Here is a 14,463-nt window from a genome sequence, read left to right as displayed (position 1 = left end):
CGCTGGCAAGTGCCGCCCTACAACGGCGGCGAGCGCTCCCAAGCCGCCTACTACGAGCGGGCGATACCTCTTGCTCTGCGCGCCGGCGCCGACCAGGTGTTCGTCACTTTGCGTGACGGCTATCTCCACGAACAGGATGAGCGCTTCCTCTCGGAAGGGATGGTCACCCTCGACATAACGCGGGCGCCCTACGCGCTGCGGCGCAAACGCGCTTTCGCCACCGTCAAGGCGCTCGTCGCTCGCTTCCGCCGCGAGTGGGAGAGCTCAAGGGCGCTAGCGGCCGCCCGCGCCGCCCGCACGGCACGGGCGGCGCAGGCGGCACGGGCGCGGAGGTCGATGCGCCGCCGCAGCGCTGCGCACCGAGCGACAGGCCGTCGACTGCGCCGCGACGCGTGCGCGCGCTGTCGCACGCGCGAGCGTGCCCACCCCGTCAAGCACCGTCGCGCGCGTTCGCGGCCGAAACAGAACGCCTCGCCAGCCCGCGGGTGCGCACCACCGCATCGCGGATGCGGCGCAAGGCGCGGAAGGAGGTCCGCGCCGCGCCGAGACTGAGATGCGCGAGCGACACAACGGGCTCGCGACCGCACGCTGCCGTCACAACGCCCGGATCACCGGTTGCGAAGCGGTACTTGTAGCTCTCCCCACCGAGCAGAAAGCGGTACTCGTGCACCCCGTCTTCGAGCGCGGCGCGCACGGTCTCGGCAAGCAGCACCTGGCCCACTGCCCAGCGGTCGAACGCCGGGTCGCGACCGGTCTGGTACATGAATTCGACGCCGGCGAAGCGCCAGCAGTACACCGCAGCGACCGGACGCCCCTCGCTTTCGCCGATCCACAGGCGCAGCCAACCGCGCTCGAGCGCGGCGCGAGCGAAGTCGCGGTGGAACGCTGCGCGTGCTCCGCGGAACGCTTGCGAGCTGCTGCCGAAACGCAGCTCGTGCAGCGCGAGCAAAAGCTCGAAGTCGCGCTCGAAGGTATCGGCGGTCGCGAGTCGGGGACGGAAGCTGAGTTCGCGTTCGGCCTTACGCCGCCTGCGGCGGAGCTGCTGGCGAAAGTTCGCCGACCGGCTCGCGAGATACTCCTCCCAATCCCCATAGGCCGCGAGGTCGATCAACGGCCACTCCTCCCGCCGCACGCAGTGCACGCGCACCGTCCCGAGCCAGTCTGTGTCAGCGCGTACGCGTTCGAGGAAGACTAGTGGAAGCGCCCGCGCCGCTTGCCGCACGAGTGACGCTGCGAGAGCACCATCCTCGGGTGCTGCGAGCGGTCCCAGTTCGTCGGCCGGACCGAAACCTGCGCTGCGCGCGACGGTGAGCGGACCCCGGCCCCTCACGGCGAGGGGCAGCAGGGCGCGCCGGTTCCGCTCGACGGCGATCAGCGGTCTGCCCCACCGCAGGTGCTTCCACCACGCGTCGTGCCACTCCCAGGTGGCGAAGATGTTGCGCGTGGCAACCGCGAGCCGGTCCCACGCTTCGCGTACCAGGTCGGGTCGGTCGATGAACTCGACCGGCGGGACCTGCGCACTATCCATGCGCCGACCGTCGCGAGATCGGCTCGGCACCGCGACCCGCGCGCATCACCGACGTAGCGCTCCGAAGAAAGGAGGCCGCCCGCGCGACACGCGCTGGACGCGCCTTCCCTACTCTGCCGCCAGCCGCCGCTCGAGCTCCTCTAGCTGCGCCCGCAACGCCGCCGGCAAGCGGTCGCCGAAGCGCGCGTAGTGCTCCTCGATCTGCGGGAGCTGGGCGCGCCACTCCGCGGGATCGACCCGTAGCAGTTCGCGCATCGTCTGTTCGTCGATGTCGAGCCCGCTCGTGTCGATCGCGTCCGGAGCAGGGACACGCCCGATCGGCGTATCAACCGCGTCGGCCTGGCCCTGGCAGCGACGGAAGATCCATGCGAGAACGCGGCTGTTCTCGCCGTAGCCGGGCCAGAGGAAGGCGCCGTCCTCGCCACGGCGGAACCAGTTCACCATGTAGACGCGCGGCAGCTGTGCGTCCTCTCTGCGGCTTGCCATGCTCAGCCAGTGGGCGAAGTAGTCGCCCATGTGGTAGCCGCAGAACGGCAGCATCGCCATCGGGTCGAAACGCAGCTTCCCGACCTCGCCGGCCGCAGCCGCCGTCGTCTCGGAAGCCATGATCGAACCGAGGAAGACACCGTGCTCCCAGTCGAACGCCTCGCAGACGAGCGGCACTGTCGTCGCCCGGCGGCCACCGAACAGGAAAGCGTCGATCGGGACGCCAGCGGGATCTTCCCACTCCGGGGCGATCGACGGGCACTGCGCAGCCGACACCGTGAAGCGCGCGTTCGGATGTGCAGCGGGGCGCCCGCTCTCCGGCGTCCAGTCTTGGCCTCGCCAGTCGATCAGGTGCGCGGGCGGCTCTTCGGTGAGCCCTTCCCACCAGACGTCGCCGTCATCGGTGCGCGCGCAGTTGGTGAAGATGACGTTCTCGCGCAGCGTGGCGATCGCGTTGGGGTTGGTCTTCGCGCTAGTACCCGGCGCAACACCGAAAAAGCCGGCTTCGGGGTTGACAGCGTAGAGCCGCCCATCGTCACCGAACTTCATCCAGGCAATGTCGTCACCGATCGTTTCGACCTTCCAGCCGGGCAGCGTCGGCACCATCATCGCCAGGTTGGTCTTGCCGCACGCCGATGGGAAGGCGCCAGCGATGTACTTCACCTCGCCCTCGGGCGAGGTGAGTTTGAGGATCAGCATGTGCTCGGCGAGCCAACCCTCGTCGCGCGCCATGACCGACGCGATGCGCAGCGCGAAGCACTTCTTTCCGAGCAGCGCGTTACCGCCGTACCCGGAGCCGTAGGACCAGATTTCGCGCGTCTCAGGGAAGTGGACGATGTACTTGTTGTCAGCGTCGCAGGGCCAGGGCACATCCTCCTGCCCCTCCTCGAGCGGATAGCCAACCGAGTGGAGGCAGGGAACGAAGTCGCCGTCGTCGCCGAGCTGCTCGAGCGCGGCTTTGCCCATCCGCGTCATGATCCGCATCGACACCGCCACATAGGCGGAATCGGTGATCTGCACGCCGATGTGCGAAATGGCCGAGCCGAGCGGCCCCATGCAGAAGGGGACGATGTACATCGTCCGTCCCCGCATCGAGCCGCGGAAGAGCTCGGTCAGCGTTTCGCGCATCTCGCGCGGGTCGCGCCAGTTGTTGGTCGGGCCGGCGTCCTCTTCGCGCACCGAACAGATGAAGGTGCGATCCTCGACGCGGGCGACGTCGCCGGGGTCGGAGCGGGCCAGGTAGGAGTTCGGGCGCTTGGCATCCGAGAGGCGCTCGAACGTGCCCGCCTCGACAAGCTTGCGGCACAGCTCGTCGTACTCCTCGGCCGAGCCGTCGCACCAGTGGATGTCGGCCGGTTCGGTGAGCTCCGCCACCTCCTCGACCCACGCGAGCAGACGGGCGTGCGTAGTCGGGGCGGTGGCGGCGATAGGACTCATCTGCTTCGCCATGGCTTGGTGTCGTAGCTCCTCGCTGTCGCGTCGGACGCCCAAGGACGGCGTCGCCCGCGGGACGCGGGCATCGTAAGCCTAACCTGACTCGGCCGCGAGCGCTTGCCTCAGGCTCGCGACGGGCGTTCCGCTGCCCGTCACGTGCACCTTGCGGAGGAACAGCCGCCGCCGGAACCGCATCGCCGCGACTTCGCGGAAGCCGGCCTTCTCGCAGGCCCGCCGCGACGGCGTGTTCGCGACCTCCACCTTGGTCAAGAGTGCGCGCACGCCGCTAGCCTCGAGATCCGCGCAGATGCAGCGCCAGGCGGCGGGAGCCAGACCACGCCCGCGGTACGACACGGCAGTGAACGAGTCCTCTAGCACCGCGCAGGCGGGCGGTACGCGGAACCAGCCGCCGCGCGCGGCGAGCGCGGGTGCGCGCTCCCGGAAAATCCAGCACGCGAAGGCAAGTTCGCTGCTCGCCAAGTTCTCGAGAACCCAGAGCTCCCCACCCACGGCGAGCCACGCGACGGCTGTCGCGACGCGCAAACCGACGCTGCTCACGTCGCCGGGGAGCGACCGGCGGTCGACGACACGGCGCAACCTAAACCCGTCGGGAACGGTGCCGCGCACGGCGTGCGTGTCGGCGACGTACCAGACGTGCTGCTCGCTCCACCAAACGTGCCGCAACACCCGGTCGCGCAGGCGCCGCGCGACTTCGCGCGCGCCGAGCGCCCGGGCCCGCTGCACCCGATCGTGTAGCGCTCGAAAGAAGGTGCTGGCCACCGTTCGTCCTGGCGAGTCTTCGAATCCGCAGGTGGGCTCTGTCGGCACCACAACGGCAGGTGTCGTGCCGCCGCGGCGCGTGGCCTGCGCTCGCTCCACAGTAGCGCCCCGGCAGCAGCGAGCAGCCGTACACTGACTACGTGGCTACCGCGACCGAGGTCGCGCGCGACGCGAGCGGGAGGGCCGGGACCGCGCGACGCAGGCGGCGGCGGGGTGCCGCTGCTGTCGTCCGCTTTGTCGCCTCGGTCCTGATTACGAGCGGCGTCTTGTTGCTCGCTGACGCCGCCGTGACCGTCCTTTGGCAGGAACCGATTTCGGCGCTGCTCGCGTCCCGGCAGCAGGCCCGCCTCGAAGAAGCGATCGCCGCTCCGCAGGTCCGGCGGCGTGTGCTCGCACGCAAACCTCTGCCCGGCGACGCTCTCGGCCGTATCCGTTTCCCATCGCTTGGCGAGGCGCACTGGATCGTCGAGGGCACGTCGCTCGACGATCTGCGCCAGGGCCCCGGCCACTACCGCGAAACAGCTCTTCCCGGCCAAGGTCGCACGGTGGCGATCGCCGGTCACCGCACGACGCACGGAGCTCCGTTCCGCCACCTCGATCGTCTGCGCCGCGGTGACCTGGTGGCTGTCGACATGCCTTACGGCACGTTCGTTTACAGGGTCGAGCGCACGCGTATCGTCTCGCCCGATGCGCTTTGGGTGATCGCGAATGTCGGCTACGAGCGGCTCGTGCTGACAGCCTGCCACCCGCTATACAGCGCCGCGCAGAGAATCGTCGTTTTTGCACGGCTTGTCGCGCGCCGTCCGGCGACGATCGTGCGCGGGCGCTGAGTGCGTCCGGAGCTAAGGAGCGGTAGGCTGCTGTTGCTACTGCCCCTGTCCGGTTCCCCAGCGCCCGCCTTGGAAGCGCTCGTTCTCTGCTACCACGCCGTGAGCGATGACTGGCCGTCCCCGCTAGCGGTCACGCAAACACAGCTCGCACGCCACCTGCGGTTGTTGCAACGGCGGGGCTACAAGTTCGTGACCTTCAGCAAGCTCGTGAACTGCGTGAGCTGCGGCGCCCACGAGGGCAAGGCCCGTATCGCAGCGGTCACTTTCGACGACGGCTACCGGTCGAACCTAACGCGAGCGCTACCGGTTCTGCGCGGGGTCGGCGCTCCGGCGACGGTGTTCGTCGTCACGAGCTTCGCCGGCGATGGCTCGCCGCTGCGCTGGGAGGGCATCTCCCAGTGGCTCGGGACGACCTACGAACGGGAGCTCGAGCCTCTATCGCCCGATGACCTGCGCGAGCTGGTGGCGGCAGGCTGGGAGATCGGCTCCCACACCGCCACACACCCGCGTCTGTCACGCCTGGACGATGCGGCCGTGCGCGAAGAGCTGTGCGCTTCTAAACAGTGGCTAGAGGAAATCCTCGGTGTCGCTTGCAGGTCGCTCGCGTATCCCTACGGCGACTGGAACGAACAAGTCGCCGCGATCGCCGGCCAAGCCGGCTACGAAGCGGCCGCGCTGCTCAGCGCCCACTTCTCCGCCCCGCAGCCGCTCGCCTGGCCGCGGATCGGCATCTACCGAGCCGACAGCGGCTGGCGGTTCGCCTTGAAAGCGAACCCTGCGGTCGTCCGGCTGCGTTCCACCGACGTCTGGCGGTACCTACGGGCAGGGAGGGCCATATCGCCAGCCGCGACACCACCGAGCGACAGCGAGGTGCGGCGCCGTTAGCTTGCCCGAGAGCCGCGTGACCGACACCGAACGCGCCTCGCGGCGAGCCGGTCGGCGGCTCGCTACCGCTGTCGCCGCCCAGCCGTCGCTTCCGTTCGCCGCGCTCGTTCCGGCGGTCGCCGCATGGATGGCATTCGCGGAGGGGGGCTTTTTCGTGCGTGTCTTCGCGCCCGCTACGGCGGTGCTAGCGACAGCTCTCGCAGTCGCGCTGCTGGCGCTCCCGCGTCCGCGTCTTGCCCGCCCGTCGCTTCCCGCGTTGGTGGCACTCGCGGCGCTTGTGGCGCTCTGCGTTTGGTCTTTCCTGAGCGTGACCTGGGCGCTCCAGCCGTGGATCGCCTTCGATGGCGCGCTGCGGATCCTGCCGCCATTGCTCGCGATGGCGCTGCTCGTCCTCTGGCCGCTGTCCAGCGCCCGCGCAACGGTTCTCTTGACGATCTGGCTCGTCGGGGTCACGGCGGCCGCGATCGTCGAACTCGCGAACGCCCACGCGGCGACCGCGGCTTTCACCCACTTTCACCAGGGACGGTTGGCAGAACCCGTCGGGTACGTGAACGCCAACGCTGCCCTGTGGATGCTCGGCGCGCTCGTCGCGCTGGTCGCGGCTGCGCGCCGCGACCTGAGCGCACCGGCCCGTGGCGCCGCGGCGGCAGCCGCGGTGCTCTTGCTCTCCCTCGCTGTACTGACACAGAGCCGTGGCTGGTTGGTGGCCACGGTCGCTGTGTTCTTCGCCGCGCTACTTTTGCGGGAGCTACCACGTCTGATCGCTTTCGCCCTGCCCGCTGTCGCCGCGGTGGTCGTGCTCCTGCCGTCGCTCCTCGCGGTGTACGAGCGCTACCGGCCGACAGCTCCAGGCAGCGACCTCGTCGGCCCCATCGTCGGTCCGCTAGCGCTGGCCGCGGCCGGTGCTTTCGCGGTTACGTCCGTGCTGGCTTGGGTCGAAAGACGGGGCGCGGCAGACACCGTCGCCGGCGGCCGGCGCTGGCGACCGTTGGGCCCGCCGCTACCCGGTACCGCCAAGGGGATTGCGGCTCGCAGCCTGCTGCGCGTCGCCCTCGTCGCCGTGGCGACTGCGGCCGTGCTGGCCGCGACCGACGGCAGACCGGCAGACAAAGCCCGCACCGCCTGGAGAGAGTTCACCGGCGCGCAGCAGCAGGCCGCGAGCAACGGCGCGCGCTTCGTCGCCGGTCTCGGCCAGCAGTACCGCTACGACTTCTGGCGCGTGGCGTGGCGGCGTGCGGGCGAGCGTCCGCTGATCGGCTACGGCGCCGAAAACTTCTCGCCCCTCTACCTTCGCGACGGCCGATCGCCGGAAACCCCCTACTACGCTCACAGCCTGCCCCTCCAGCTGCTGATCGGGACTGGGCTCGTCGGCCTGGCGCTATCCGCAATCGCGGTGGGCGGCCTCGGCGTGGGCGTGCGCCGCAGTCTCGCATCCGGCGACGACGTGACACGAACGCTCGGGGTCACGGCCGTCCTCTGCGGTACCTATTTCTTGGTGCACGCCAGCGGCGACTGGCTGTGGGAGTTTCCTGCTCTGTCCACACCGGTGCTCGCGATCGCCGCTCTCGCCGCGACCGCCTCTCCACGCCCGCCGCGCGGCGGATCGCTACCTCCCCGACCCGCGAAAGCGCGGCACGCGAACCTTGTCTCTCTAGCGGCCGCTGTCTCGTGCCTACTCCTCGCCACGCTGCTCGCTAGCCAGTGGGCGGCAGATCGCGCCCTGCGCCAGGGCCAGCGCGCGGGAGTCGACAGGCCGCGCGAAGCGCGCGCGCAGCTCGAGCTAGCGGCAGCGCTCAACCCGCTGTCGCCACTGCCGTACGAGGCTCTCGCGAGCATCCAGATCGCCCTCGGCGAAGAGGATGCGGCGCGGCGCTCGCTGAAGCATGCGCTGGATCGTGGCCCGCGGGAACCGGTCGCGCTGGCGCTGAGCGGGTTGCTCGAGCTTGAGCGCGGCCGAACCACGAGCGGTCTCCGCGCGGTGAGGCGAGCGGAGCGCCTCGCCCCCCGCAACGAGGCGCTCCGCGAGATCGCGAGCCGAGCCGCGAGCGGGCGAGCGCCGCGGGCGGCTGCCGGGCTTGACCTCATCCGGCGCGACGTGGCGCGCCGCACCGACCGGCGGTGACCCGTGCGCCAGCACCCGGCACGAACCGTTGGTCGTGTCGGGACGGGCACGACTCCTCCCTGCTGCTTCGATGCCCGGTCTCGTGCGCGAGTGGCGAACGTCGCCTCGATGCTGTACGATCGGTCGCAGTCGACGAACGTTCGATGTCCTCACGAAGCTTCGGAGCGTCCCGGATGAGCAAAACAGTTGTGACCCTAGTTCTGGCTCTGCTACTGGCCGTTGCCGGCGCCACCAGCGCCTCCGCGCAGTCCAGCGGCGAGGTCGGTTACGGCAGTGTCGGCGGCGTGGTCGAACAGACGAATAACACGCCACCTACCCAAGCAGTCGTTAACAGCGGCGGTTCGAACCAGCCGAGTGAAAGCTCGCGCCCGACCAGCGCTTCTCTCCCGTTCACGGGCGCTGAAGTCGGCTTGATGGTTCTCGTCGCTGCGGGACTGATCGCGACCGGCTTGGTGGCGCGTCGCGTCGCCACGCGCGCCAGCGCCGCCTAGCAACAGCATCTTTCTGACAGATCTCACCTGGCCTGAGGGTGAGACTTGCCGCGGTACTAGCGTGGCTGTCGCGTGCGGTCCAGGCTCGATGGTCCGGGATGCTCTCTGGAACGCGCGAGGCTGGCGTCGCCGCGACTAGCCCGCCGCGTCACCAGCCCGCCGCGTCTAGCTCGAGCGCAGCAGCGGCTCTGCAGAGAGCCGCGCGCACAGTCGCGCACACCCGTGTTGACGCTCGCCGAAGGTTCGTGGCTGCCTAGCATCCGCTAACCGGCTTTGTCTGAATCTGAATTGCGGAATGCCTAGCTAGCGGTCCGTACCCCGGCTTCGGCGCGCGCACGCGCCCGACGCCCCACGGGGTCGTGTCTGTGCCGCACTGCACGTATCTCCTCACCTTGACCGCGTCACTGCTCGGCGCGGCCCCGAACCGGCAGCTCGCTGTGTGTAGCAGGCCCTCCGTTTAGGGCTTCGTTCCGTCGCCGCCCCGCAGGGTTGGTTGCCTGGGAGCGCCCACGGGCAGGCTGTCCGTGCCCGGTGTGACCCTCGACCCCGGCGCAGCGCGTCTTTGCACGCCTTGCGAGCGCGTCTGCCGGCCGCTCGCTGTTCGTACGTCTGTCGAAAAACGCCGCGTCCGGCGCGAGCGCGACGCGTCATTCGCCGATTACCGCCGGTGCGAGTGACGCAAACCACGTCGTCGTGCGCGAGCGCGCCGCGGCGTCGGCGATCCCACCTCTCGAGCGTCTCTTGACGAGCGGGTTCTCCGCGTCGCGATCGCTCGCCGCACGGAGGCACGACCCACGGAGCCGATATGAGCAATCGCGACCCTCTGCATCTTCGGCTCGGACGCACCGGAAAAGTGGCGTGCGCCGTGATTACCTCGCTGGCAGTCGCTGCGGCATCCGCAGGCACGGCCGGGGCTGCGGTCAAGAAAGTCAAGCCACGCGCCGTCCGCGGCGACGTGATCGTGTTCAAACTTCCCAGGGTCAAGCCTGAACACGTAACTCGAGCGGTCCTTACCCTTCCTTCGCGACGCGCAGCTGTAGGGGCAAAGACTGTCCGTAGCGCCCTTCGTACGCGCCACCGCGTGCTGCGGATGTCACGTCGCCGCCTCGCTCGCGCCGCCGGGGCGCGCGCCTTGGTAGCAGCGAGCGCACGGCGCCTCCGGAGGTCGACGGCGCTGCTTCTGTACCTGCGCCGGGCGCGGTCTCCACGTCGTACTCCGAGGCCAGATTCCAACACGACCCAGCCAAGCGTTCCGTCACCGTGCTCGAGCTGCGGAAACGCCCAGCCGCCAGCTGACAGCACGGCTGGCTCGTCGCCATCGAGCGGGTCGAGCGCTCAGCCTCCCACGGCACCGACACCAGCCCCGGGCGGTTCCACCGGTTCCGGCACCGACTCCGGTTCGACGTCGACCGGTGAGTGCAACTCGTCAGTTACCCCCTCCTGGTCTTTTGGTTGGGGTTCGTTTGGTGTGGGTGTGTGGCCGTCGGTGTGTTGGCGGCCGTTTTCGGATCGGTCGCCGTTCAACACCACTTTCGCGCAGCTCGAGGCCGAGGGGCGGCTTGTGCCGCTCCCGAATTCGCAGCAGATCGTTGATCGGATGATGGGTGAGCGGCGGGCGTTCATCCCGCTGTATGCGGGCTACCGGTACGAGCTGGGCGCCCAGTTCTACCACCCGATCTATTTCTCGCGCCCGTCGGACCCGCTGTTCACGGTGACGTGCACCGAGCAGTGGGGGCGGTGCGAGGTCGAGGGTGTGCAGGTGCGGATCCCCGCCCAGGCGCGCCCGGACTGTTGTGTGGACAAGCACATGACGGTGATCGACCAGCAGACCGGGTGGGAGTACGACTTTTGGGGTGTGGAGAAAACCGGTGCGGTTGGTAGCAGCGGCGGGACGCTGCGTGTGCGCTGGGGCGGGATGACCCGCATCGACGGTGATGGGCTTGGGTCGAACGCGACCGCCGCCCACTTCGCCCTCTCGGCCGGGATCATCAGAGCCCAAGAGCTCGTCGCGGGCCGGATCGAGCACGGTCTGTTTTTCGGGATCGACTGCTCGAACGGCACCTACACCTGGCCCGCCCACGGTCCCGGCACCGGCACCCCGTGCTCCACAGCCGAGCGGCGCGCAGCATCCGCACCGCTCGGCGCCTACATCCACCTCGACATGACACCCCAACAGATCGACCAGCTGCCCGTGCCCGCCTGGAAGAAACCGATCCTCAAAGCGATGGCCAAATACGGCATGTGGATCGGCGACACCAACGGCGAAGGCAACGGGTCGGGAATGCTCCAATTCGAAAGCGGCAACACCTACACCGCCTTCGGGCACCCCGACCCCATCTACCAATTCGCCCAACAAAACACCCACCAAGGCGGCATCGGCTACAGCCCAACCGAAGACGCCTACTACTTCGACATCCAAACCGGCGTCGACTGGCAACGCTACCTGCGGGTTTACACAGTGCAACCACCGAGTTCCTAGGCGGGAGGCACGTGCCGTCGCGCCTTCCCCGCGCACACAGCGAGATCCCCTTCGATGGGCGCCGGTAGCTGCCGGCGCCCATCTCGTTGGAGTGAGTCAGCTGTTTATGCGTCGCTCCCGATAAACGCGCGGCCGGACTGTACGTTGACCGACCGCCACCGAGTTCAGCACACCTGCCGGCGCCTCGAATCCGCGCGTCTGGCCGGCGTAGCCGTAGTAGCCGTTGTCAGCCCCATCGGTGCCAATCAACACTAAGCCAATTGGCTGCAGCCGCTGCTGGTCGAAGAGCTCGAGCAGACGGCGCAGCTCTTCGGACTTCGTAACACCGAGACGAACGACAAGGACCACATCGTCCACCTTCCCCACCAACTGGAGCGTGTCGCCGACACGAAGGGCGGGCGCGGAGTCGACCACCACTACGTCGGCGCGCGCGCGCAGGTCCGTCAGCAGTTGCTCTCCCGGAGCCAGAGCGAAGAGATCGCCAAGGCCGGCGTCAGTGGGCTTTGCGAAGAGGCCGCGCAACCGTCCTCCGAAGTGCGGCAGCGACACAAGTGCATGCTCGACGCTGGCACGCTGCGACAGCACGTCTCCGACCGAGCGCTCGACACTGATCCCGAGGGCACGGGCCAGCGAAGGCCGGTGCACGTCGGCTTCTAGCAGCACCGTCGACTGCCCTGCCATCGCGAAAGCTGCCGCAAGGTTCAAGGCCGAGGTGCTCTTGCCCTCTTCTGGTCCGGAACTAGTGATCAGAATCGCTCGTCCGCGGACGCTCTCGCCGCCGCGCCCTTTCTCTGCCTGACTGTTCGCGACCTCCCACGGACGCTGTCGCGGAGACAGCGACCCAGCAGCGCGCGTGTTGCGACCGAGCCCGGACAACGCCGCCCGCAACAAGCGGAATGCTTCGACGGTGACCGGTGACAGCGCCGAGGGCGGCAGTGGCGCGTGCTCGCCCCCACGTGGCCGTGCACGCGCCCCGCGAAACGGGCTTCGTGCCCTCGCCGGTTCGTCGGGCCGGTTCAGCGGTACGCGCGCAATGATGGGAAGGCTCGACAGGTCACGAACGTGCTCCTCGCGGCGAATTCTGTTGTCGAGCGTTTCGAACAAGAAGGCGACAGCCACAGCCAAGAATCCGCCCGCTACGACCGCCGCGACCAGGGTCAGCAGCGGCCTTGGCCAAATCCGGACAGCGTCGACCGGGTTGGCGAGGTCCTCGATTTGAACCGACGGGTCGCCACCAGCCGCGAGCGTTCGCAGTGTCGCCAGCTGCGTGGCACGGGCTACAGCGTCACTGCTGCCGGGCGGCGGTGGATTGGCTGTCAAACGGGCGATCTGCGCACGCGCACGAGCCCGAATGTCGGCGTCGCGCAACGCCTTGAACGTGCGCGCTACAGCATTCGCGAGGTCGCTAGCCTCGCGCGGTGACGCCCCGCGCGCGGTGACCGCGACGACAGTGCTCTCGGCAACCGGCTGCGCGCGCACCAGGGCGAGCAACTCTCGCACCGACCTGCCGCGTCTGATTTCGGCCGGCAGCGCACGCATCACACGCGCGTTGACGATCAGGCGTGCGACCGTCTCGACGTCGCGCGTGCCCGTCACCGACTCGCGCACGACGCCGGATGTCGCGAAGATCGGGTCGGACGACGACACGGGGTTGACGAGGATGTCCACCTCCGCCTCGTAGACCGGCGGGCGGAGGAGCAGCACGGCAAAGGCCGCCAAGAGACACGCCGTGACAGCGACCAGCGCCGGCACTCTCCGGTCTTTGAGAACCTCAAGGTAGCGCTGCAGCACCGGCCGCTGGCCGCCTGCGTGGGGCTCGTTGATCGCACGGACGGCGCCCGACCTACGGTTGCTGACCAATCGCTACCTCCCAGCTCCTAGCTACGCGGGCACCAACGTGTTCGATTCGCTTTGAATCCGTAACAGACCGCTAGCCCACCTGCGTACAGGCACAGCCTGCAGCCGCTCGTAATCTACACAGCAACCATCCGTGGGTCCGTAGAACCGGGCGGCGTCTCACCGGCCTTGCGAGAGCGTCTGGGTGCTCCCGCTCTACTGGCCTGTCATCGAGAGTGGCGAACAGCGGCTCCTTCGCGTACAGTGAGAGGGCAGAGCGCAGCCGTCCGCGGCCGCGCGAACTCCTTGCCTCGCCTCCTCGGTCGAGGAACGTAGACCCCCTCTGTCTACTCCCACTTCCCCCACTCCCCCACGTATGGCGCGTGATCTGCGCAAAGCCCCCGACGTGTGCCGTACATCGCTCGTTAGCCGCACCAGTGCCACGAGGCACGTCGCACGCTCGACGCACGCCGACCCGCACCGCGGCTTCCAGCTCGCTAAGCGGGCGCTCGACATCGCCGTGGCAGCGGCTGTGCTGCTCGTCGCCGCTCCGGTGATCGCTGCTGCAGCCGTGGCTATTGCCGCCGAATCTGGCTTCCCCGTCCTCTACCGCTCGCGTCGGGTAGGGCGCTACGGCCGCGAGTTCTCGATGCTGAAACTGCGCAAGATGCACGTCGGGGTCGGAGGGCCACCACTCACCGTCGCCGACGACGAGCGCTTGACGCGTGTCGGACGCATCATCTCTCGCCTGAAGATCGACGAGCTGCCTCAGCTGTGGAACGTGATCCGTGGGGACATGTCGCTAGTTGGGCCGCGCCCCCAGAGCCCCGAGTTCGTCGCTAGCCATCATGGGGCGTACGAGGAGATCCTGCGGGTACGCCCCGGAATCACCGGGCTCTCGCAAGTTGCGTTCGCGCGCGAGGACCGGGTGCTGTGCGACGCCGAGCCGCTGGTTCAGTACCTCGAGCGGATCCTGCCCCAGAAGCTCCAGATGGATCGCATGTACGTCAGGACGTGCTCGCTCGGGATCGACCTACGGATTCTGTTTTGGACGTTCGTGACCGTGTGTCTGCGAATTCCGGTAGCTGTCGATAGGACGAGTGGTCGGATGCGAGTCCGTTGGCGGCTACGCCAGCGGGTTGCGCTCGACAAGAGCCTGGTCCGCCGAATCGCCGACGGCCCATCGCCAGCGCTAGAAGCCGAGCGCGCCTACGAGCGAGCTGCTTAGTGGCTCGCCGCCAGACGTTGCGTGCCGCTTCAGCGGAGCCGCCACAGATGCCATCACGCCCGCTTCCGCTCGTCAAGCCAGACAGGCCGAGCCTCGCAAGGGCGTGACGAACGGCCGCCGTCCGATGATTGGCCGGTAGACGCCGGGACGATCTAGAGCCGCCCCGCGCCGACTGCCGTCCGCTCGAACTGTTACGTTTCAAGCGCGCCGAACCGGAGCGCTCACAGCGCTCCGGGCGGGGGACCCAAACTCCCGGGGCGAATCGCGGCCCGAGCGCCGCGAAGCGCGATAGCGCGAGCCCGACAGCTAACCCCGTAGGCGCAAGTACGACACCCAAACACGCCCGAGGCGGGCACAACGGAGG

10 protein-coding genes and 1 riboswitch are annotated in these 14,463 nt (G+C 68.7%); of the genes, 6 read left to right on the top strand and 4 right to left on the bottom strand.

The annotated features are described in order from the left end of the window. Positions 1-430: 430 nt before the first annotated feature. The 3 genes from JDY09_RS03235 to JDY09_RS03225 form a co-directional block, all read right to left on the bottom strand. The gene (locus tag JDY09_RS03235) at positions 431-1,528 is read right to left on the bottom strand and encodes a GNAT family N-acetyltransferase (RefSeq protein WP_342455268.1); all 1,098 of its coding nucleotides are present in this window, start codon (positions 1,526-1,528) and stop codon (positions 431-433) included. Positions 1,529-1,636: 108 nt separating this feature from the next. Next, positions 1,637-3,463 carry a phosphoenolpyruvate carboxykinase (GTP) gene (locus JDY09_RS03230; protein ID WP_274717586.1) on the bottom strand — a complete coding sequence of 609 codons (1,827 nt, stop codon included), beginning with the start codon at positions 3,461-3,463 and terminating at the stop codon, positions 1,637-1,639. A 78-nt stretch (positions 3,464-3,541) separates the two neighbouring features. Beyond that, a complete protein-coding gene (locus JDY09_RS03225) occupies positions 3,542-4,228 on the bottom strand; it encodes a GNAT family N-acetyltransferase (protein ID WP_274717585.1) in 687 nt (228 codons plus the stop codon). Positions 4,229-4,368: 140 nt separating this feature from the next. On the opposite strand from JDY09_RS03225, the gene JDY09_RS03220 reads away from it, so the two are divergent. The 5 genes from JDY09_RS03220 to JDY09_RS03200 all read left to right on the top strand — a co-directional run bounded on the left by JDY09_RS03220 (position 4,369) and on the right by JDY09_RS03200 (position 11,035). After that, complete coding sequence (locus JDY09_RS03220; protein WP_274717583.1) at positions 4,369-5,058, top strand: class E sortase; 690 nt, start codon at positions 4,369-4,371, stop codon at positions 5,056-5,058. 99 nt (positions 5,059-5,157) lie between these two features. Continuing rightward, positions 5,158-5,943 (top strand): polysaccharide deacetylase family protein, encoded by a 786-nt coding sequence (locus tag JDY09_RS03215; protein WP_274717581.1) that lies wholly within the window; start codon positions 5,158-5,160, stop codon positions 5,941-5,943. 16 nt (positions 5,944-5,959) lie between these two features. After that, complete coding sequence (locus JDY09_RS03210) at positions 5,960-8,065, top strand: O-antigen ligase family protein (RefSeq protein ID WP_274717579.1); 2,106 nt, start codon at positions 5,960-5,962, stop codon at positions 8,063-8,065. A gap of 173 nt (positions 8,066-8,238) precedes the next feature. Beyond that, complete coding sequence (locus JDY09_RS03205; protein ID WP_274717578.1) at positions 8,239-8,556, top strand: hypothetical protein; 318 nt, start codon at positions 8,239-8,241, stop codon at positions 8,554-8,556. A 1,468-nt stretch (positions 8,557-10,024) separates the two neighbouring features. Beyond that, on the top strand, positions 10,025-11,035 hold the full coding sequence (locus tag JDY09_RS03200; RefSeq protein ID WP_274717577.1) for a hypothetical protein: 1,011 nt from the start codon (positions 10,025-10,027) through the stop codon (positions 11,033-11,035). A 96-nt stretch (positions 11,036-11,131) separates the two neighbouring features. On the opposite strand, the gene JDY09_RS03195 is transcribed toward JDY09_RS03200, so the two are convergent. Next, positions 11,132-12,895 carry a Wzz/FepE/Etk N-terminal domain-containing protein gene (locus tag JDY09_RS03195; protein WP_274717575.1) on the bottom strand — a complete coding sequence of 588 codons (1,764 nt, stop codon included), beginning with the start codon at positions 12,893-12,895 and terminating at the stop codon, positions 11,132-11,134. A 352-nt stretch (positions 12,896-13,247) separates the two neighbouring features. On the opposite strand from JDY09_RS03195, the gene JDY09_RS03190 reads away from it, so the two are divergent. Next, a complete protein-coding gene (locus JDY09_RS03190) occupies positions 13,248-14,099 on the top strand; it encodes a sugar transferase (RefSeq protein WP_274717573.1) in 852 nt (283 codons plus the stop codon). A 195-nt stretch (positions 14,100-14,294) separates the two neighbouring features. After that, a riboswitch (cyclic di-AMP (ydaO/yuaA leader) is annotated at positions 14,295-14,435 on the top strand. Positions 14,436-14,463 lie beyond the last annotated feature (28 nt).

It is taken from the genome of Thermoleophilum album, assembly GCF_028867705.1.
Lineage (GTDB): Bacteria > Actinomycetota > Thermoleophilia > Solirubrobacterales > Thermoleophilaceae > Thermoleophilum.
This window is presented reverse-complemented; position numbering and strand designations above follow the sequence as displayed.

What these genes read in the sequence shown, in the direction of transcription:
- JDY09_RS03235 (WP_342455268.1), bottom strand. Translation starts at nt 1,528, where the DNA reads ATGGATAGTGCGCAGGTCCCGCCGGTCGAGTTCATCGACCGACCCGAC.
- JDY09_RS03230 (WP_274717586.1), bottom strand. Translation starts at nt 3,463, where the DNA reads ATGGCGAAGCAGATGAGTCCTATCGCCGCCACCGCCCCGACTACGCAC.
- JDY09_RS03190 (WP_274717573.1), top strand. Translation starts at nt 13,248, where the DNA reads ATGGCGCGTGATCTGCGCAAAGCCCCCGACGTGTGCCGTACATCGCTC.
- JDY09_RS03205 (WP_274717578.1), top strand. Translation starts at nt 8,239, where the DNA reads ATGAGCAAAACAGTTGTGACCCTAGTTCTGGCTCTGCTACTGGCCGTT.